Source organism: Phenylobacterium sp., assembly GCF_004299445.1.
Classification (GTDB): domain Bacteria; phylum Pseudomonadota; class Alphaproteobacteria; order Caulobacterales; family Caulobacteraceae; genus Phenylobacterium.
This window is the reverse complement of sequence record NZ_SCTC01000003.1, coordinates 96,661-115,441: the sequence shown is the minus strand read 5'-3', so window position 1 is coordinate 115,441 and position 18,781 is coordinate 96,661. Positions and strand designations below refer to the sequence as shown.

Here is an 18,781-nt window from a genome sequence, read left to right as displayed (position 1 = left end):
GCAGGATGGCTCGAGCCATGAAGGGCGTCACGGTCGTCGACCACCCGCTGGTGCAGCACAAGCTGACGCTGATGCGGAAGAAGGACACGTCCACCAAGAGCTTCCGCGAGCTGCTGCGCGAGATCGGCGCGCTGCTCTGCTACGAGGTCACCCGCGACCTGCCGGTGGAGCTGGTCGAGATCGAGACCCCGCTGCAGGTGATGCAGGCGCCGCAGCTGGCCGGGAAGAAGCTGGTGTTCGCCCCGGTGTTGCGCTCGGGCATGGGCATGCTGGACGGGATGCTGGAACTGGCGCCCGCCGCCCGCGTCGCCCACATCGGCCTCTACCGTGACCCGGCGACGCTGAACTGCGTGGAATACTACTTCAAGGCCCCCGCCGACCTGGCCGAGCGGGTCGTCGTTGTGGTGGATCCGATGCTGGCCACCGGCAACACGGCTATCGCCGCCGTCGACCGGCTGCTGGAGGCCGGCGCCAGGCAGATCCGTATGGCCTGCCTGCTGGCCTCGCCCGAGGGCGTGTCCAAATTCCACGGCCATCACCCCGACGTCCCGGTCTGGACCGCGGCGGTGGATGAGCGGTTGAACGACCACGGCTACATCCTGCCTGGGCTGGGAGACGCGGGCGACCGGATGTACGGCACCCGATGAGATCGGTTTCGCCGGGATCATTTGCCGGGAAACCGGGCGCCGGGAGCAAACCGTGCTTCGAACCTGAGCGTTGTGCGGCAAATCGCAGTCGCGGCGCGGCGCGCCATTTCCTCGCCAAGGGAGTGGGTCTCAGATGGTGAAGCCCTCTCGGGGCGTTCTCCTTCCTCGAACTTCGGGCCGCGCGGCGAAACCTGCGCGGCCCATTTGTTTTCAGGCCCGCTAGATAACGGCGGCGATCTCCTCGGGGGTCAGACCGGCCGCTTCGAGGACCTCACGCGTGTGCTGGCCCAGTTGCGGGGCGGCGGCGCCCACGGGCGGCGCGCCCTCGGGGAAACGCACGGGCGTTGCGGGGGCCCGGAAGCGGCCGCCCAGGCCGTCTTCCAGCTCGACAAAGCAGCCCGCGAGCTCGGCCCGCTCGGACGCGGCGTGTTCGGCCAGCGTGCCCAGCGGGCCCCAGGCGACGTCCAGTTCGTTCAGGCGCTCGCCGATCTCCTCCAGCGTGAACCGGGCAAAGCCCTCGTCGCAGATGGCGCGAGCCTCGCGCACCACGTCCATATCGAGCATGGGAATCTCGAAGCGTGGGTCGGCGACCACCTCCGGCCGATCGATAGCGATCATCACGTTCGTGAAGCAGTTCACGTTCTTGGGCACGATGACGAGGTGTCGGTCGTCCTTGGTGCGGAAGAAGCCCGAGATCGCGACCGGCCGCTCGTCGCGCGGCCCGTTGGTCTGCACCTCGCCATAGTAGAGCTGGAGCGACAGGTCCCAGCTGATCGCATAGCTGCCGGCGCGCAGCAGGCTGGTCTCCACGAGGCGGCCCTTCCCGGTCGAATGCCGCTCATGCACCGCCGCCAGGATGCCGGCGACGGTGGTTATCGCGGTCACGTGGTCGCCGAAGCCTGGCCTGGACGCGAACGGCTCCTGGTCGGTGGGGATCATGGCGCGGGCCACGCCGCTGCGCGCCCAGAAGGCGGTGATGTCGAAGCCGCCTTCGTTGGCCCAGGGGCCGGTCAGGCCGAAGCCGGTGACGGCGGCGTAGATCAGCTTGGGGAACTCGGGCTTCAGCGTCTCATAGTCGAGGCCGATCTTCTTTAGAGACCCGGGTCGCGTGTTGGTGACGAAGATGTCGGCGTCCTTCAGCAGCTTCTTCAGCGCGGCCCTGCCCTCGGGCTTGGTAGTGTCGAGCACCACGCCCTTCTTGCCGCGGTTCTCGTTGGCGTAGATCGGGCTCTGGCCGTTCTCGGGATTGGCGAAGAAGGCGCGGGTGACGTCGCCCATCGGGCTTTCGACCTTGATGACCTCGGCGCCCCAGTCGGCCAGCACCGCCGCGCAGCTGGGGCCCGCCACCCAGGTGGACATTTCCACCACCTTCAGACCCTGGAGCAGCATGGCGATCCTTCCCGTACTTGTTGTTCGACACCTAGCCGCCCACTGGGCTCGCCACAACTGACCCAACGGAAGGGGCCATGGAGGCAGACAGCGAACCGCGCTAAGACGATTGCATGACAATGGCCGTCGGCGATGGGGCTTCGTCGGGAAGCCAAGCGGAGGATGCGGACGCCGCGCGGCGGCCGCCGACGCGCCGCTACGAAGCCAAGCGCAACGCGATCGTCCGCTCCGCCGTCGAGGAGATGAACCGCAAGGGCGTGCGGGGCATGACCCTGGGCGATGTGGCCGCCCGCCTCGATCTCGTGCCGACCGCGGTGATCTACTACTTCAAGAACAAGGAAGAGCTGGCCGCCGCCGCCTTCCTGAAAGGTCTAGACGCCTATCACGCGATGATCGCGGCCCATGCCGACGCTCCGACCGACGTGGCGCGGCTCACGGCGTTTATCCATGCCTACTTCGAGCACGCCCGCCGGGTGGCCGAGGGCGGCGCCGATCCGCTGCCGGTGTTCAATGATGTGCGCGCGCTGAACAGCGCGGTGGTGAACACCGCCTACGTCGACATGTTCCGGCGCTTCCGGGGCCTGCTGGCGGGGCCGGACGCGCTGCCCCGGCCGCATGGCAACGCGCGCGCCCACCTGCTGCTCAGCCAGGTGTTCTGGATCGCGGCCTGGCACTATCAGGTCGAGCCGGGGGACTATGCCCGGACAGCCGAGCGCATGGCCGTGATCCTGACCCACGGCGTCGTCCGCAAGGGATCGCCCTGGCCCGAGCCCCGGCCGCTGGACCTGGCCCGCCGCTGCGAAGGCGCCGTCTCATCGTCTGAGCTGTTCCTGCGGGCGGCCACCTGTCTGATCAACGAGGAGGGCTATCACGGCGCCTCCGTCGAGCGGATTTCTGCGCGGCTCAATGTCAGCAAGGGCGCCTTCTACCACCACAACCAGACCAAGGATGAGCTGGTGGTGGCCTGCTTCGAGCGCACATTCGAGACCATGTGGCGGGCGATCCACGCGGCCGAGCAGGCCGGTGGCACGGGGCTGGAGGTGCTGGTCTCGACGGTCTCGGCCCTGATCGAGCACCAGATGAGCGGCGAGGCGCCCCTGTTGCGCACCTCCGCGCTCACGGCGGTGCCCGAGGCGTTGCGGGCCGGACTGATGCAGCGGTTCAACCGGATCTCGTACCGCTTCGCCTCGATCCTGTGCGATGGCGTGGCCGATGGCAGCTGCGCGCCGGTGGATGTGAACGTGGCGTCCCAGATGATCTCGGCGGCGATCAACGCCGCGGCTGAGCTGCACTACTGGACCCCCGGCATGTCGCCCGAAACGGTGGTGCAGCACTATGTGCGGCCAGTGTTCGAAGGCCTGGCCTCGCCCGCGGCGCGCTGATCGGGAACCCAGGGCGCGTTCGCGTCAGGACCCAAGTGGCGTGTCCGGTGTGGGCTATGTGAGCCGAAGGCTCGCGCCGATCTGCGTGAGCCCCAGCCGCGCTGCGACCCGCTGGGACGCCAGGTTGTCGATGGTGGTGCTGTAGAACAGCGTCCGGTCCGCTAGCTCGGGCAGGGCCGACCATGCGGCGGTGACGGTCGCCGCCAGGCCCCGCCCGCGCCACGGCGGGAAGGTGTAGACGCCCACCTCGGCGCCGGACACCGTCTGTCGGGCGGCGAACGCGATCGCGGCGATCTCGCCGTCCTCCTCCATCGCGCACCACGGCGCCCAGAAGTCGCCGACGCTGACGAACCCGGCTTCGACGAGATGGGTGGGCATACCGTCGCGTTCGAGCTTTCGAACGAGAGCCGCGCCCTCGGGGGCGTCGCTGCGGATCAGGCCAGCCGCCACGGGCATGGCGCGCTGGTCGAGGGCATAGGTTTGCGAGCGTTCCACGGCGGTGGCGCGCAAGCCGGCCATCAACGGGTCTAGCCAGGGGGGATCGGCTGCGGTGTCAGACCATGGCGTCGATCCGGCGAGCCGTTCGGCTTCGGCCGCGTCGGCGGCCGACACGTCCACGTGCAGCCGGACAAGAACGCCGCCTGGGCAGCCGCCGACGAAGGCCAGGGGCCCCCGTGAGCTATCGGGATCGTTCTCGCCCACGATCCGCAGCCGGGCGTCGAGGCGGAAGATGGTTTCGGCCTGCAAAGCGAACGCGGCCAAGCCCTCTCTCAAATCGAGAGCTCCGGATCGCCCTCCAGCACCGTCTGCCTCAGCGTGGGCTCAGCGCCGGGGGCCCACAGCGTCGCCTCGTGGCGGACGCGGTAGCGCAGCGGGCCACCGTCGGGCGTGGCGCTACGGGTCACGGGGCGCGGAATGCAGACGAAGTCGCAGGTCATCGCCTTGTTGGTCACCGTGACGTGGGCGTAGCCGTGGCCGCCCACGTCCAGGAAGTCGAGGTGCGGGGCGTTGTCGGGGTTGCGGACGGCGCGGGCCTTCTGAACGTCGCGGCTCTTGGCGTACTCCAGGCAGGACGCCACCCCGTGCCGCATCAGCATGTTCGCCGTCACGTCGGGCCGTCCGCCGTCGGGACGATCGACGAGGAACAGGGGGCGGAGCGGGTCGTCCTTCTTCATGTTGTATTGCAGCGCTTCAGCCATGCCGGGGGCCGAGATCGAGCCGGTGATGAAGGCCACGCCCACGGGCTCGAACCGTTCGGGCGGCAGGGCCTTGGCCGCGCGCCCGGCCCAGAAGCTGTGGCGGTCGCCCGAGACGGCCGCGAAGCCCGTGATCTTGTGGTCGCGCACGAAGTCGTAGATCTCGCCGCGTTCGACATAGGCCGCGCCATGGTCGCCGCCGCCGAAGCCCGCGTAGCCGGCGCCTGGCCATTTCGGGAACGAGGCCGGGAGGTTCTGCAGATCGGCCCGCCGGTCGAGCACGCCCTGGGTGGCCCCCCAGACCTTCCAGGTGGCGGTCGAGGCCTTGAGCCGCTTCAGGAACCACGCCTTCTGGGTCGCGCCGAGGATCGTCTGGGGCGGGGCGTCCTTGCAGACATTGGGCACGTCCTGATCGCCAAAGCGGAGGGTGGCGGGGGGCTTGCCGCCGTTGGCGGTGCGTCCGGCGTCCAACACCTTCTGCACGTTCTCGGGCATGAACTGCTGGTAGGGCCGTGGCGAGAAGGGCTCGGTCCCCTTGCGGCCCGTCGGCTCCTCCGAGCGATAGCTGTGCAGGTCGGTGAGGATCAGGTCGAGGTGGCGGCCGAAGCGTAGGCTCCGATAGGCGGTGAGGGTGGCCAGCGCCGTCAGGTTGTTGGGCTCGGTCCCCAGTCCGTGGTCGTCGAAGGCGGTGACCGGCGTGTCCGTCACCTTCGGCGCATCGAAGGCGTTAAGGCCCGCGCCGGGCTTGGTCACGCGGGCGGGCTGGAACTCGAACCAGGCCTGGTTGGCGGCGGCGCGGATCGTTTGCGCCGGCATGCTCTCGCCCCCGAAGACCGCGATGCTCTGCCAGCCTTGCCAGCTGAACTCGTGGTTGTCGCCCATCGTGACGAAAGGCCAGCGGGCGCGGGCGTCCTGCAGGTCCGGGTCGAGCAGGTAGGCCTCGTAGACCTGGCGATAGTCCTCGACGGTCACCGGGATGGTGAAGTTCGCGATCTTTCGGCCGGTCTTGTAGCGGACGAGGTCCTTGTTGGTGCGGTCGTAGTTGGTGGGCGAGATCGCCGGATCGAAGACCAGCTCGTAGATGTAGTCCCCGAGGTGCAGGACGAAGTCGAGGCGCTCGCCCGCCGGCGCGCGCTCGTCCTCCCAGGTCATCCGGCGATAGGCGTTCTGGGCGCCCTGCTGGACGTTCTGGCAGGATACGAAGGTGAACCGGACCGGGCGCGGATCGTTCGCTGCGGGCGCAGTCAGCGTTCGGCCGATCCGGCTGCCGGCGCCTTGAGGGTCCGTAAAGCGGTACCAGTATTCGGTGGATGGCTTGAGACCGCCCGCCAGCACCCGCGTGGTCCAGCCCAGCGCCGCGTTCGCCTCGGTTTGGGTCGTGGCCACCACGCGCTGGAAGTCACGGTCCTCGGCCACCTCGAGGGTGAGCGGGATCGAAGAGCCCTCGGCCGGGCGGCGCGTCCAGAGGATCACGCTATCGGGCCCGGGATCGCCGGACGCCACGCCCTGCGGGTAGAGGTCTCGCCGCTCGGTCCAGGCGACCTTTGACGGCGCGGCCTTCGCGCTCCAGGCGGCGGACGCGCCCATGGCGGCGGCGGAGAGGATGAATCGGCGGCGGTCGGTGCGTGTCATGGGGCGGCAGACTGATCCGAATCCGCGCCCAGGTCAGCGATCTTGCGGCGAGCGGCCCGCGAGCGCCGCCGGGCGGGGGCCATGGGTCCGGTGACTTGTATTCAGGCGAGCCGGTGCGACCATGCAATCAGTCATGGCCGAGTCACATGCCTTCCGTTCCGGGTGCCCGATCAACCTGACGCTCGAGATCCTCGGCGACCGGTGGAGCCTCCTTGTGCTGCGCGACATGATGTTCGGCGATCGCCGCCATTTCCGCGAGCTGCTGGGGAAGTCCGAGGAAGGGATCGCCTCCAACATCCTGGCCGACCGGCTGAAGAAGCTGCAGGTCCAGGGGATGATCACCCGGGCCGACGATCCCAGTCACAAGCAGAAGGCCATCTACAGCCTGACCGAGAAGGCCATCCAGCTGGTCCCGATCATGGCCATGGTGGGCGGCTGGGGGCGGCGGCACCTGGCGGTCACCGAGGAGCTTTCGATCCGCGCCCAGCTGTTGGAGGAGGGTGGGCCGGCCATGTGGGACGCCTTCATGGACGAGCTGCGCCGTCGCCACCTGGGTCTGCCGGGTGAGGGCCGATCGGTGCTGGCCGAGCTGCAGGCCGCCTATGAGGAGGTCTGCGCGCGCAACCGCGAAGCCTAAAGCGGGCGCGGGTATTCGGTCCGCACGGCCTGGTCCATGTCCACGTCCCAGCGCAGCTTGTCGGCGTCGTAGTCGTGGGTCTTCCGCGCCAGCAGGCCGACGCCCAGGTTGGCGTGGAACCGCCGGATCTCGCGGGTCCGCGCATCCGCTTTCAGCGCATACATCTTGGCCGGTGCGCCCTCGCTGACCGACAGCACCTCGAAGCCCGCGATCGGCGCGAAGAGGTGGGCCAGGCCCGCCTCGGGGAAGCGCCAGAAATCCCAAGGCAGCTCGTGCGGCGGCCAGGCGGGATGGGTGCCGACGAACACCAGGCCGCCGGGCTTCAGCACCTTGTTGATCTCCAGCGCAACCTTCCACGGGAAGACCAGGTGCTCGAAGACCGAGATCGAGAAGATCGCGTCCACCGAGTTCGGCGCGAAGGCCTCCGAGAGACGGTGGACGTCGAGGACCTGATCCACGCCTTCGCCCGGATGGACGTCGCATCCGACATAGCGCCCCGCGCCGGGAAAGAGACCACGGCGGGTGACGCCGGTCACGTTGCGCGATCCCAACTCGACGACCGTGGGCGCCGACATCGCGGCCACCTGCTGAATGAACTGTGGGAAGACCGCGTCGTAAGGGTCGGGCCGACGTCGCCATAGCGGGGCATGCAGCAGGTCGATCAGCGCCGCATGCGCCAGCGCCAGCCTGCGCTTGATCCGTGACATCGCGTCGGTCCCTCGATTCTGCCGGGGCAGAGTAGCGACCGCGCGCGTCCAGACCAGGGACGGCGTCAGGGCGCCCTGGTGAACTCGGTTTCGATGATCACCTCGATCTCGTCGCCGACGCCCAGCGTCGTGCCTGGCGCGGGCAGTCCGGCCGTGAGCCCGAAGTCCGAGCGCTTGAACCTGCCGTGCGCCGAGAAGCCGACCCGCGAGCCCGGATCCATCGCGCTGGGCTTGTAGCCGCCATTGTAGGTGGTCTCGAGCACCACGGGCTTGGTGACACCCTTGAGGGTAAGGTCGCCGGTCACGCGGGCCGTGCGCGGACCCGTGGGTTCGACCTTGGTGGACTTGAAGGTGATCTGCGGATGGGCGGTCGCGCCCAGGAAGTCGTTCTCGATCTTGGTGTCGAAGTCGAGCTGCTGGGGGTCAGGGTAGTTGGTCTGGAACGAGCGGACGTCGATCGTCGCCGAGACGCTCTGCGCCGCCGGGTTCGCCGGATTGAAGTGCAGCACGCCATCCATCCGCGTGAAGCGCGCCGTGTAGAACGACAGGCCCATGTGGGAAATGCGGAAGTTCACGCTCGTGTGGCTGAGGTCCATCTTGTACTGGCCCGCGGGTGCGTCGGACGGAGCCTGGGCGCCCATTGCCGTCGAATTGGCAGGCGCCGCGGCGGACCCGGTCTTGGCGATGCCCCGGGGCGGCGGCGAACATGCGCTCAGCGCGGCGAGGACGAGGACAAGGGGCAGGACGCGGGACATGAGGCGCTCCGGAGCTTCGAGATCCGGAGGACGCACCGGGTGTTTGTGATCCGACACAGGTTCGGAGAACAAGCACGCGTAGCTCGTAGTGGAACACGGCCTTCCAGCAGCGTTGCAGGAGGGGAGGGTGCCGCGAGCTGGATGAGAAAGCGTAGCCACGGGTGCAAAGTGGCCGGTCTTCCCCATCCAGCCGGCTGCGACAGCCGCCCTCCCGGGCCGGGAGGGACTGGGGTTTAGATCTCGTCTGCGACCACGCGGACCAGTTCCACGATCTTGCGGCGCACGGCCGGTTCGCTGATGCGCGGGAACGCCGACATCAGCTCGATGCCTTCGGCCGACAGCATGAATTCCTGCGCGGCGTCGCGTTGTGCGGCCAGCGCTTCCTGGTCTCCCAGACCATCGTAGAAGTAGGCCACGGGCGTCTTCAGCGCCGCGGCGATTTCCCACAGCTTGGACGCGCTCACGCGGTTGGCGCCACGCTCGTACTTCTGGACCTGCTGGAAGGTGATGCCCAGGGCTTCGGCCAGTCGCTCCTGGCTGACGCCCATCTCCTTGCGGCGCATGCGAATCCGCACGCCGACGTGGCGGTCGACCGGGTGAGGGCCGTCGCCCCGACCTATTTCGGCGGCCACCATCGGTGCGCCTTCGGTCTCTCGTTCCAGAATGTTCGCCATTGCCCCCGACCAGGTGAGGCGGGAGCCACGCCACCCCCCGATGGAGCGGCCCCCGCGCCTGTACCTCCCCCGAGGTACGTCCATAAGTTGAGGCAGCGTGGCACGGTTTGAAAATCGATGCCTACCCATTTTGGGGGCGGGACGTGTTCTCGTTTCGGTCAGGCCGCGCCGCGGAACGCCTGGACCTCACGCTCCCACTCGAAAAGAACGCCATAATCCGAGAGTTGAGCGTAAAGCCGATGCAGGTGCGACTGATTGTCCACCATGTGCCGGAAGAACGGCTCGCGCGCCAGAATCCGGCTCGTGACCACGTATCCGTCCCCGTTTCGTTCACATCGGTCGGCGTCGTGCAACCGGACCAGGTGACGGCGAATGGTTTCATGGGGCATGCCCAGCCGCTCGGCGACCGCCGACGCGCGTACGGGCCGGCGCAGCGCGTCTATCGCCAGGGCCGCAGCGGCCGGATCTTCGTCGGCCGCCTCGCCCTCGTGGTCCGGCAGATGCTCGGTGTTGGCCTGAATGACCGCCATGAGGACGATGCCCGTCACCAGGTCGCCGATATGCTGGTTGATCGGCTCGGCCAGCCGCAGGACGTAGTCGGCCGACAGCCGGGTCACCAGTCTCACCGGCGGGTTTTCGGGGTCGTAGATCGAGGTCTGCGGGCGGGCCAGATCGTCGAGCAGACCGATCCCACGCAGGCGCAGGTACAGCTTGCGGACCAGTTCGTAGTGGGCGGCTGACGCCATTCTGTAGAAGGGGGAATTCATGGGCGCCGTCGGGATGGTCACGCCGCGCGGGTGGATGATGACGATCCCCAGCTCGGCCATAGCGGCGATCCGGCGTCGCGCGGTCTCGAATGGAATGCGCAGAGAGTTGGCGGTGGCGCTGATGCTGACCGGCCGGCGCAGGTCGTCAGGCGGCGGCTGGTCCAGGGTGGCGTAGCGGGTTTGGAATTCGGGATTGCGCGTGATCTGGGCCACGTTGGCCTGACTGATGGCGCACAGGAGCAGGGCGTCGATGACGTCGCGGCCAAAGCCGCCCAGCTTGACGAGATCCAGGGCGAAGCCGTTCGCGAGCCGGGCGGCGACCCGAAGTCTTGAAGGCGGAGCGTCGCGCAACATGCCGACTCCCAGCGGCTGCTCTATGCTCGAAACTAGAACACGTTCTGTAAACAAAGCCACTACCGCCGTGGCGGCGGCGGTTCAGCTACCGGTGCCGTTCGAACCAGGCGAGGATCGCGCCGGCCTTGGACGCCGATTGCGACGGCCGCGCGGCGATGCCGCCGTGGCTGGCGCCAGGAACCCGAACCAGGGCCGTCGGCACCCCTCGCAACTGCAAGGCGGCGAAATACTGGTCCGCCTCGGACGGCGGCGTGCGGTCGTCGTTCTCGCCCACCACCACCAGGGTCGGGGTCTTCACGTTGCCCACCAGCGAGAGCGGCGAGCGGGCCCAGTATCCTTGCGGGTCCTCCCACGGCATTTTCCCGAACCAGTAGCTGGCCATGAAGGTGTAGGCGTCGGTGGTCAGCACCTGGCTGGTCCAGTTGATCACTGGCTTCTGTGTGGCCGCCGCGCGGAAGCGATCGGTCTTGCCGACGATCCAGGCGGTCAGCGCCCCGCCGCCGGAGCCGCCGGTCACATAGAGGCGCTTGTCGTCGATCACCCCCTTGGCGATGGCGGCGTCCACCACGCTCATCAGGTCGTCGTAGTCGTGGCTGGGATAATTGCGGTCGATCTCGTTGGCGAAAGCCTCGCCGTACGATGTAGAGCCCCGCGGGTTCGAGTAGACCACGATGTAGCCGGCCGCGGCGTAGAGCTGGATGTCGGTCGCGAAGCTGGGGCCGTAGGCGCTGAACGGGCCGCCGTGGATCTCCAGGATCAGCGGGTATTTCTTCGACGGGTCGAAGCCCGGCGGGTATGCGATCCAGGCGCCGATCGGCTTCTTGTCGTAGCTGGACACGACGGGCAGCGCTTCGACCCTGGCCATCTGCTTGCCGGCCAGCAGATCGGCGTTGAGGTCGGTCAGCCGCTGGGTCTTGCCGCCGCGCCAGATCGCGAGGTCGGAAGGTCGCTCGGGATTGGCGTCGGTGAAGGCCACCAGGCCACCCTTGCCCACCGAGAACTGGCCGCCGGTGTAGGGTCGGTCCAGGCCGCCGCCGCCAAGGCCCGAGAACAGGACCTGACGCTTTCCGTCCAGGCTGATACGGGCCAGCTGGACGACGCCCTGGTCATCGTACGAGACGTAGAGGCTCTTTCCGTCTGGGCCCCACTGGGGTGCGCTGACGCTGCGGTCGAGGTCGGCGGTCAGCGCGCGGACGTTCTTGCCGTCGCGGTCCATGACGTAAAGGCGCACGTTCTCGTAGCCGCGGCGGCGCGCGTCGTCGTAGCCGACGTAGGCGATCCGCGAGCCGTCGGGCGAGACGGTGGCGCCTGCGTCCGGGCCCACGCGATTGGTGAGCCGGGTCAACCCGCCCGTGGCGATGTCGACAGCGTAGATTTCGGACTCTTGCGGGTCGCGCTCCCAATTGTCGGCGCGGTTGGTCGCGAACAGGACCGCTTTGCCGTCGCGGGTGAACTCGATCGGGCCGGCGTCGTCGAATTTCCCGAACGTGATCTGGCGCGGCTGGCCGCCGTCGGCCGACACGATGAAGAGGTGCCGGTAGCCGGGCTTCAGGAAGCCCTCGCCGTCAGCGCGGTAGGTGATCTTGTCGATGACCTTCAGCGGCTCCGCCCACTTGGCGCCTTCGGGGCGCTTGATCGGCGGGGCCAGCGAGCGGCCCTCGTCCAAGGTCAGCATCGTAAAGGCGAGCGTCTTGCCGTCGGGCGACCAGGCGATGTCGTTGGGCGCCTGCTCCAGGTTCGCGACCCGCGCCGAGCGGCCAGACGCGATCCAGCGGACGTAGATCTGCGCGCCGTTGGGACCGGCCGAGACATAGGCCAGCCGCGATCCGTCGGGTGACCAGCGCGGCGCCAGGTTCGTATTGTCGTCGACGACCAGCGGTGTCTGCGCGCCGGTGTTCGAGTCCGCCAGCCAGATCGAGCGCCGGGCGCGGTCTGTCATGATGTCGTTGGCGGCGCGGACGTAGGCGATGGCCCCGCCATCGGGCCGCACCTGCGGGTCGCCGGCCTGCTGCAGGCCGAACAGATCGCGGGCGCTGAAGGTGCGTGAAGGGCCGTCGCCGCCTTGCGCCAGCGCCCCACCTGCCGCGGACAACACGATCGCCGCCGCCAGAACAGCCAGACGCATGCAGAAACTCCCCGGAAGATCAGGCGCGAGACTTGAAGGGCTGGGGGTGGGTTTGTCCAGCCAGTGCGACGAACGGGTGATGCTGTGCGCGCGGCAGGCGAACTCCGGATGGGAGCCGCCGCCTAGGCGCGGCGAGCGGCTACTCCAGCGCCTGGTAGATCAGGGCGCGCAGCTTGCCCACGTCGTCGATGTCGCCGGCGGGAATAAGCTGGATCATGTATGAGACCGTCAGGCGTTCGACGGGATCGACCCAGTACTGACTGTGGTAGGCGCCGCCCCAGCCGTACTCGCCGACCGTGCCCGGCAGCCCGTTCTTGCCGAGGTCGGTGCGGATGCGGAAGCCGAGGCCGAACCCGGTGCCGGGCGGGTAGGGCGCCTCGACCAGGTGGTTCGCGGTCATCAGCTCGACCGACTTGCGACTCAAATAGCGTTTGCCGCCGATCTCGCCGCCGCGGCGGAGCATCTCGAGGAAGCGGCTGTAGTCGGCGGCGGTGGAGAGCAGGCCCGCGCCGCCGGCCTGGGCGATGCGAGGCCCGTTCAGGTAATGGCCCTGGCCCACGTGAGCCGAGCCCTGCCACCCGCCGGGATCCGGGGCGCGCTTGATGCCGGCGCCGTCGGCCGAATAGACCACGGCCAGGCGGTCGGCCTTCTCGGGTGGCAGGAAGAAGGAAGTGTCCTTCATGCCCAGGGGCTTGATCAGGCGCTCGTCCAGGAAGGCGCCGAGGGTCTGGCCGCTGATTTTCTCGACCAGCACGCCCAGGATGTCGGTGTTGTAGCCGTAGACGAACCGCTCGCCGGGCTGGGCCGCCATCGGCAGGGCGGGCATGCGCGCCACCACGGCCGAGACGGGCTCGGTGCGGTCCGCGAAGTACCAGCCTGTGATCCCGGCATCACGCCACGCCTGCTCGGCCGGGCCTGGGCCGTAGGAAATTCCGGCCGTGTGGGTAAGGAGGTCTCGGATCGTGATCGGCCGCTTCACTGGCACCACGTCGTAGCCGCCGCCCGTCCTGGGGACCGCGACGGTGGTCTTGGACCACTCGGGCAGGTGCTTGCCGATCGGATCGTCCAGCAGCAGCCGACCGTCCTCCATCAGCATCATGACCGCCACGCTGGTCAGCGCCTTGGTCTGCGAGGCGATGCGAAAGATGGTGTCCTCGCGCATCGGGGCGCGGGCTTCCTTGTCGCGCCAGCCGAACGCCTCGGAGTAGACGTCCCGGCCGTCCTGGCGGATGTCGATGACGGCGCCGGCGATGCGACCCTGGTCGACGTAGCTCTGCAGCATGGCCCCGACCCGGGCGATGCGCTGCGCCGAGATGGCGGACTTGGCGGTGGACGTCGCCTGGGCTGCGGCGACGCTGGGCGCGGCGAGCGGGGTCGCGACGAGCGCGCCCGACAGGATGAGCGCGAGCGTTCTTCTCATGGCGTTGGTCCCCCTCCAGAGCCGTCATGGCGACGATGGAGGGGGGCTGGACCAGGGTCAACCGAAGGGACGGCGACTTCCCCGCCGGAGCGACGTGATCTTCGACGGGTCGCCGGCGACATCCTCGGGCAGACCCCCGCCGACGTGGACGGCGGAGGCGTCGTCCAGGGCCGGGCGCACGTCCGCTCGCTCATGATCGAAGCTGCCAGCGTTACCTATGCTTTGAACCGGGTCTCGACGCCTTCAACAAATAGGGCAGGGCGAACAGGTAGAGCCCGCTCACCAGCAGCATGATCAGGGGAACGAGAGCGAACAGGCCCAACCAGCTCGACGGACGTATCGCAGAGCTTGGCGACTGGCGCGGCGAGACCCTGGCGGAACTGCGCGAACTGATCCGCGCGGCGGACCCGGGAATCCTTGAGGAATGGAAGTGGGGCGTGCCGGTCTGGTCGAAGGATGGCATCATCTGCACGGGCGAGGTCTACAAGAAGGCGGTGAAGCTCACCTTCGCGAAGGGCGCGTCGCTGGACGACCCAAAGGGTTTGTTCAACGCCAGCCTGGATGGGAATGTCCGCCGCGCCATCGACGTGCCCGAGGGCGCCGCGATCGATGCGGGCGCGTTACAGGACCTGGTCCGGGCCGCCGCGACCGCCAATGCGGCGGCGCGCAAGCGCTGAGGTCGACTTTCCCGTGCGTTCGCGGACGGCCGGTGTATGATTCCGAAAACAAGTATGTGGAAACGCTCCGGAGCTTCACCATGCGCTATGCCCTCGTCCTCGCGTTAGGAACCGCGCTCGTCACCACCGGCATGGGATTCACCGCGGCCGCCCAGACCAAGGGCCCGCCTGTTTCGGCCGCCGCCGACTCCTCAATCCCGCCGGCCGGCTGGAAGCGGCCCAGGAACGCCATGGGCCAGCCCGACCTGTCCGGCTATTGGTCAAACGCCACATTGACGCCGCTCACGCGCAACCGCCGCATCTCGGACAAGGCGACGCTCACCGCCGAAGAGGCCAGGGCGTTCGAGAAGATCTGGGCCCAGGCGCTGGCCGAGTCCGATGCGCCGACCGACCAGAGCGAGTCCACCGCCGAGGTGCAGGCCAAGCTGAGCAGCTCGAAGCTGGTGGAGATTCGGCCCGACTTCATCGCCGCCGGTGGCGACACGGGAGGCTACAACACCTTCTGGATCGATCCGGGCATGCACATGGTCGAGATCAACGGCGTCTACCGGACCTCGATCCTCACGACCGAAAACGGCCTGCCGCCCCCGCGCAAGGCCGGCGCGCCTGCGCCGCGGGGCGGCGGATTCCGCGACATCTACGACAGCTATGAGAACCGCTCGCTGGGCGAGCGCTGCATCTCGGGCTTCGGCCGCAACACGGGCCCGCCCATGCTGCCAAACGGCTATTACAACAACAACTATCAGATCGTGCAGACGCCGGACGCCGTGGTGATCGAGGTGGAGATGATCCACGACGCCCGCATCATCCGGCTGAACGGGACGCATCGCACCGACGGGCTGCGGCCGACGATGGGGGACTCCATCGGTCGATACGAGGGTGACACTCTTGTGGTCGAGACCACCAATCTGCCCGAGAGCCAGCAGTTCATGGGCTCGTGGAAGAACCTCAAGGTCACCGAGTGGTTCACCCGGCTGTCGCCGACCAAGATCCTCTACCGGTTCCAGCTGGAAGATCCCGAGATGTGGGACAAGCCCTGGGGCGGCGAGTACACCTTCAGCACCCTGAACGGCCGCGTCTATGAGTACGCCTGCCACGAGGGCAACTACGCCCTGCCGGGCATCCTGGCCGGCGCGCGGCAGAAGGAAAAGGAAGAGGCCGAAGCCAAGGCCAAGGCCGCCGCCGACGCGGCCGCCGCTGCGGAGAAGGCCCAGCCGACCGCCAAGGGCAAGGCGAAGTCCGGCGCCGACTAGCGGCGCCGGGTCCGCCTAGCGTTGGATCAGCTCGATGACGTAGCCGTCGGGGTCTTCGGCCAGGCCGATGATGCGGTCGCCGAAATCGGGCGAGGCGACCGCGTCGCGGCTGATCGGCAGGCCCTCGGCGCGGATCTTGTCCATCACGCCCTTCGCGTCCGGCACGTAGAAGACGATCTTCACCGGGTTCGCTCGGTAGTTCCGGTCCGAGCCGTCGGTCCAGTGCATCAGCACCACCGACGTGCGGCCGGGATGGCCCACGATGACCTCGTCCATGTGCGGCAGCTTGATGCGCTGTTGCACCGACATGCCCAGGACGCGGACGTAGAAGTCCTCTGCGCGCGCCAGGTCGGCGACGCCGATGCCGACGGCGGCTAGGACTTCGGCCGCCTTGGCGGGACGGTCGGTGGCGGCGACGCTCATGGCATACTCCCCTTTCGAAGTCTGGGGGCACCTTCTACGCCGTCGGCGCCGAGATCAAGCGGCCAGGACTGGCCCGCAGGTCGGGGCATCGCTACATCAGCGCCATGGCCGAAGCCTTCAACGATGTCGTCCTGCCCGCCGACAAGGCTCAGCGCTATGCCGCCGTGGCCGAGGAGATCGCGTCCGTTCTGGACGGGGAGCCGAACCTGACGGCGCGAATGGCCACGGTCAGCTCCATGCTTGCCAACAGCTTCGACAGCTATTTCTGGACCGGCTTCTACGTGGTCGACCCCACGAAGGAGGCCGAGTTGGTGGTCGGTCCCTACCAGGGAACCCTGGGCTGCATGCGAATCGCCTTTGGGCGGGGCGTCTGCGGGACGGCGGCGGCGACGCGGCAGACCCAGTTGGTGCCCGATGTTCACGCCTTCCCCGGCCACATCGCCTGCGACGGCCGATCGGCCAGCGAGATCGTGGTCCCGGTCTTCGATGCGGGGGGCAAGCTGATCGCTGTGTTCGATGTCGACTCCGACCGTCCGGCGGCGTTCGACGAGACCGACCAGGCGTGGCTGGAGCGCATCATGGCGGCGACCTTCTCCCAAGGTTAGGTGACGCCCGCGTCACCCACGTTGTCTTCCGCAGCGGCGCCCCTCTTACAACTCCCGGCGAAGCGCCGGGACGGCGCAAGTCTGATTGGGAGTTTCAAAATGGCCGAGGCTTATATCGTCGCCGCAACCCGCACCGCCGGTGGCCGCAAGGGCGGCCGCGTTCGTGGCTGGCACCCCTCTGACCTCGGCGGCGTCGTCCTGAACGACCTGCTGGACCGCACGGGCATCGACCCGAACGTGATCGAGGACGTGGTCATGGGCTGCGTGATGCAGGTGGGCGAGCAGTCGACCAACGTCGCGCGCAACTCGGTGCTGAGCTCGCGCCTGCCGGAAAGCGTGCCCGGCACCTCGGTGGACCGCCAGTGTGGCTCGTCGCAGCAGGCGCTGCACTTCGCCGCCCAGGCGGTCATGAGCGGCACGATGGACGTGGTGATCGCCTCGGGCGTCGAGAGCATGACCCGCGTGCCGATGGGCCTGTCGGTTTCGCTGCCGGCCAAGGAAGGCTTCGGCATTCCGAAGAGCCCGCGCCAGGAAGAGCGCTATCCGAACATCCAGTTCAGCCAGTTCATGGGCGCCGAGATGGTCGCCGAGAAGTATGGCCTGACCAAGGACCAGCTGGACGAGTACGGCTACACCAGCCACCAGCGCGCCATCGCGGCCACCCAGGGCGGCGCCTTCAAGGATGAGATCCTGGCCATCGACGGCCTGGACGCCGAGGGCAACACCATCCGTCACGATAGCGACGAGGGCATCCGCTATGACGTCAGCCTGGAGGGCATGCGCGGCGTGAAGCTGCTGCGTGAGGGTGGCCGGATCACGGCGGCCACCTCTTCACAGATCTGCGACGGCGCTTCGGGCGTGATGGTCGTGTCGGAAAAGGCGCTTAAGGAACACAACCTGACGCCGCTGGCCCGCATCCACCACCTGTCGCTGCTGGGCCACGACCCGGTGATCATGCTGGAAGCGCCGATCCCTGCGACCGAGCGGGCGCTGAAGAAGGCCGGCATGTCGATCGACGACATCGACCTGTTCGAAGTGAACGAGGCCTTCGCCTCGGTGCCGGTGGCCTTCATCCAGAAGCTGGGCGCCGACCCCGAGCGGGTCAACGTCAACGGCGGCGCGATCGCGCTGGGCCACCCGCTGGGCGCGTCGGGCACCAAGCTGATGACCACGCTGCTCTACGCCCTGAAGGCCCGCGGCAAGAAGTATGGCCTGCAGACCATGTGCGAAGGCGGCGGCATGGCCAACGTCACGATCGTCGAGCGCCTCTAGCGTTCCGCGCGGAATTGCGGTTCTGAGGAGCGGCCGGGGGAGACCCCGGCCGTTTCCGTTTTCAGGGGTTGGATATGGCCGGACGGGTGATCGCGATCACAGGCGCCTTCGGGGTGTTGGGTCAGGCGGCGGCGAAAGCCGCGGCCGGGCAGGGCGCCAGGCTGGCGCTGATCGACTTCGCCAAGGATGCGCCGGTGGGCTTGCCGAGCGGCCCGGACGTGCTGGTGCTCGGCGGCGTTGACCTGACCGACGCTGTGCAATCTGGCGCCGCGATGGACGCCGTGGCCGATCGGTTTGGCGGGGTCGACGCGCTGCTCAACATCGCCGGCGGGTTCACCTGGGAGACCCTGCAGGACGGCTCGATCGCAAGCTGGCCGGCGATGTACCGGCTGAACGTGCTGACCGCGGCCAACGCCTGTCGCGCCGCCGTCCCGCACCTGAAGCGCAGCGCCGCGGGGCGGATCGTCAACGTGGGCTCGGCGGCGGCGCTGAAGGCGGCGATGGGCATGGGCGCCTATGCCGCCGCCAAGGCGGGCGTCCACAGCCTGACGCAGGCCCTGGCCGAGGAACTGAAGGGCGACGGGGTCACCGTCAACGCCGTGCTGCCCTCGATCATCGACACGCCCACGAACCGCGCCGACATGCCCGCCGCCGACTTCGCCGCCTGGGTCGCCCCCGACGATCTGGCCTCTGTGATGCTGTTCCTGGCCAGCGAGGCGGCGGTGGCGGTGACCGGTGCGCTGGTGCCGGTGACGGGGCGGGTCTGAGGCGCGCTGACGTCACGCAGGGAGAGCCTGTTACGCGAAAGCCGCACCCGAGTTTCGAAATCCCGCGCGTAAGTGAACGCCGGTAGCTTGAGCCTGCGA

The 18,781-nt window shown here is 68.4% G+C and carries 18 protein-coding genes; 8 read left to right on the top strand and 10 right to left on the bottom strand.

Features of this window, described 5'->3' with window-relative positions; translation table 11 throughout:
* Positions 1–17 precede the first annotated feature (17 nt).
* Positions 18–647 carry a uracil phosphoribosyltransferase gene (upp, locus tag EPN98_RS00765; RefSeq protein WP_293359431.1) on the top strand — a complete coding sequence of 210 codons (630 nt, stop codon included), beginning with the start codon at positions 18–20 and terminating at the stop codon, positions 645–647.
* Positions 648–866: 219 nt separating this feature from the next.
* Here the strand turns inward: upp and EPN98_RS00760 are convergent, their stop codons facing one another.
* The gene (locus EPN98_RS00760; protein WP_293358880.1) at positions 867–2,036 is read right to left on the bottom strand and encodes a CoA transferase; all 1,170 of its coding nucleotides are present in this window, start codon (positions 2,034–2,036) and stop codon (positions 867–869) included.
* A 113-nt stretch (positions 2,037–2,149) separates the two neighbouring features.
* Between EPN98_RS00760 and EPN98_RS00755 the strand changes: the two genes are divergently transcribed.
* Complete coding sequence (locus tag EPN98_RS00755) at positions 2,150–3,418, top strand: TetR/AcrR family transcriptional regulator (RefSeq protein ID WP_293358878.1); 1,269 nt, start codon at positions 2,150–2,152, stop codon at positions 3,416–3,418.
* 54 nt (positions 3,419–3,472) lie between these two features.
* Here the strand turns inward: EPN98_RS00755 and EPN98_RS00750 are convergent, their stop codons facing one another.
* Positions 3,473–4,180 carry a GNAT family N-acetyltransferase gene (locus EPN98_RS00750; RefSeq protein ID WP_293358875.1) on the bottom strand — a complete coding sequence of 236 codons (708 nt, stop codon included), beginning with the start codon at positions 4,178–4,180 and terminating at the stop codon, positions 3,473–3,475.
* Between the two features lie 8 nt (positions 4,181–4,188).
* Complete coding sequence (locus EPN98_RS00745; protein WP_293358873.1) at positions 4,189–6,246, bottom strand: alkaline phosphatase D family protein; 2,058 nt, start codon at positions 6,244–6,246, stop codon at positions 4,189–4,191.
* A gap of 133 nt (positions 6,247–6,379) precedes the next feature.
* Here EPN98_RS00745 and EPN98_RS00740 point away from each other — a divergent pair, with 133 nt between their 5' ends.
* Positions 6,380–6,883 (top strand): helix-turn-helix domain-containing protein, encoded by a 504-nt coding sequence (locus EPN98_RS00740; protein WP_293358871.1) that lies wholly within the window; start codon positions 6,380–6,382, stop codon positions 6,881–6,883.
* Here EPN98_RS00740 and EPN98_RS00735 read toward each other — a convergent pair.
* The 6 genes from EPN98_RS00735 to EPN98_RS00710 form a co-directional block, all read right to left on the bottom strand.
* Positions 6,880–7,590 carry a methyltransferase domain-containing protein gene (locus tag EPN98_RS00735; RefSeq protein ID WP_293358868.1) on the bottom strand — a complete coding sequence of 237 codons (711 nt, stop codon included), beginning with the start codon at positions 7,588–7,590 and terminating at the stop codon, positions 6,880–6,882. The genes EPN98_RS00740 and EPN98_RS00735 overlap by 4 nt on opposite strands.
* A 65-nt stretch (positions 7,591–7,655) precedes the next feature.
* A complete protein-coding gene (locus tag EPN98_RS00730; protein WP_293358866.1) occupies positions 7,656–8,345 on the bottom strand; it encodes a YceI family protein in 690 nt (229 codons plus the stop codon).
* A gap of 233 nt (positions 8,346–8,578) precedes the next feature.
* Positions 8,579–8,980, bottom strand: coding sequence for a helix-turn-helix transcriptional regulator (locus tag EPN98_RS00725; RefSeq protein WP_293359428.1), 402 nt, complete (start codon positions 8,978–8,980; stop codon positions 8,579–8,581).
* Positions 8,981–9,177: 197 nt separating this feature from the next.
* Complete coding sequence (locus tag EPN98_RS00720; protein ID WP_293358864.1) at positions 9,178–10,140, bottom strand: hypothetical protein; 963 nt, start codon at positions 10,138–10,140, stop codon at positions 9,178–9,180.
* Between the two features lie 85 nt (positions 10,141–10,225).
* On the bottom strand, positions 10,226–12,265 hold the full coding sequence (locus EPN98_RS00715) for a S9 family peptidase (protein ID WP_293358862.1): 2,040 nt from the start codon (positions 12,263–12,265) through the stop codon (positions 10,226–10,228).
* A 139-nt stretch (positions 12,266–12,404) separates the two neighbouring features.
* The gene (locus EPN98_RS00710; RefSeq protein ID WP_293358860.1) at positions 12,405–13,685 is read right to left on the bottom strand and encodes a serine hydrolase domain-containing protein; all 1,281 of its coding nucleotides are present in this window, start codon (positions 13,683–13,685) and stop codon (positions 12,405–12,407) included.
* Between the two features lie 290 nt (positions 13,686–13,975).
* On the opposite strand from EPN98_RS00710, the gene EPN98_RS00705 reads away from it, so the two are divergent.
* Positions 13,976–14,362 carry a DUF1801 domain-containing protein gene (locus tag EPN98_RS00705; RefSeq protein WP_293358858.1) on the top strand — a complete coding sequence of 129 codons (387 nt, stop codon included), beginning with the start codon at positions 13,976–13,978 and terminating at the stop codon, positions 14,360–14,362.
* Positions 14,363–14,442: 80 nt separating this feature from the next.
* The gene (locus EPN98_RS00700; protein WP_293358857.1) at positions 14,443–15,615 is read left to right on the top strand and encodes a hypothetical protein; all 1,173 of its coding nucleotides are present in this window, start codon (positions 14,443–14,445) and stop codon (positions 15,613–15,615) included.
* Positions 15,616–15,630: 15 nt separating this feature from the next.
* On the opposite strand, the gene EPN98_RS00695 is transcribed toward EPN98_RS00700, so the two are convergent.
* Complete coding sequence (locus EPN98_RS00695; RefSeq protein ID WP_293358855.1) at positions 15,631–16,038, bottom strand: VOC family protein; 408 nt, start codon at positions 16,036–16,038, stop codon at positions 15,631–15,633.
* A gap of 104 nt (positions 16,039–16,142) precedes the next feature.
* Here EPN98_RS00695 and EPN98_RS00690 point away from each other — a divergent pair, with 104 nt between their 5' ends.
* From EPN98_RS00690 to EPN98_RS00680, 3 genes are all read left to right on the top strand, one after another.
* Positions 16,143–16,643 (top strand): GAF domain-containing protein, encoded by a 501-nt coding sequence (locus tag EPN98_RS00690; RefSeq protein ID WP_293358853.1) that lies wholly within the window; start codon positions 16,143–16,145, stop codon positions 16,641–16,643.
* Between the two features lie 99 nt (positions 16,644–16,742).
* Complete coding sequence (locus EPN98_RS00685; RefSeq protein ID WP_293358851.1) at positions 16,743–17,915, top strand: acetyl-CoA C-acetyltransferase; 1,173 nt, start codon at positions 16,743–16,745, stop codon at positions 17,913–17,915.
* A gap of 74 nt (positions 17,916–17,989) precedes the next feature.
* A complete protein-coding gene (locus EPN98_RS00680; RefSeq protein WP_293358849.1) occupies positions 17,990–18,682 on the top strand; it encodes an SDR family NAD(P)-dependent oxidoreductase in 693 nt (230 codons plus the stop codon).
* Positions 18,683–18,781: the final 99 nt, after the last annotated feature.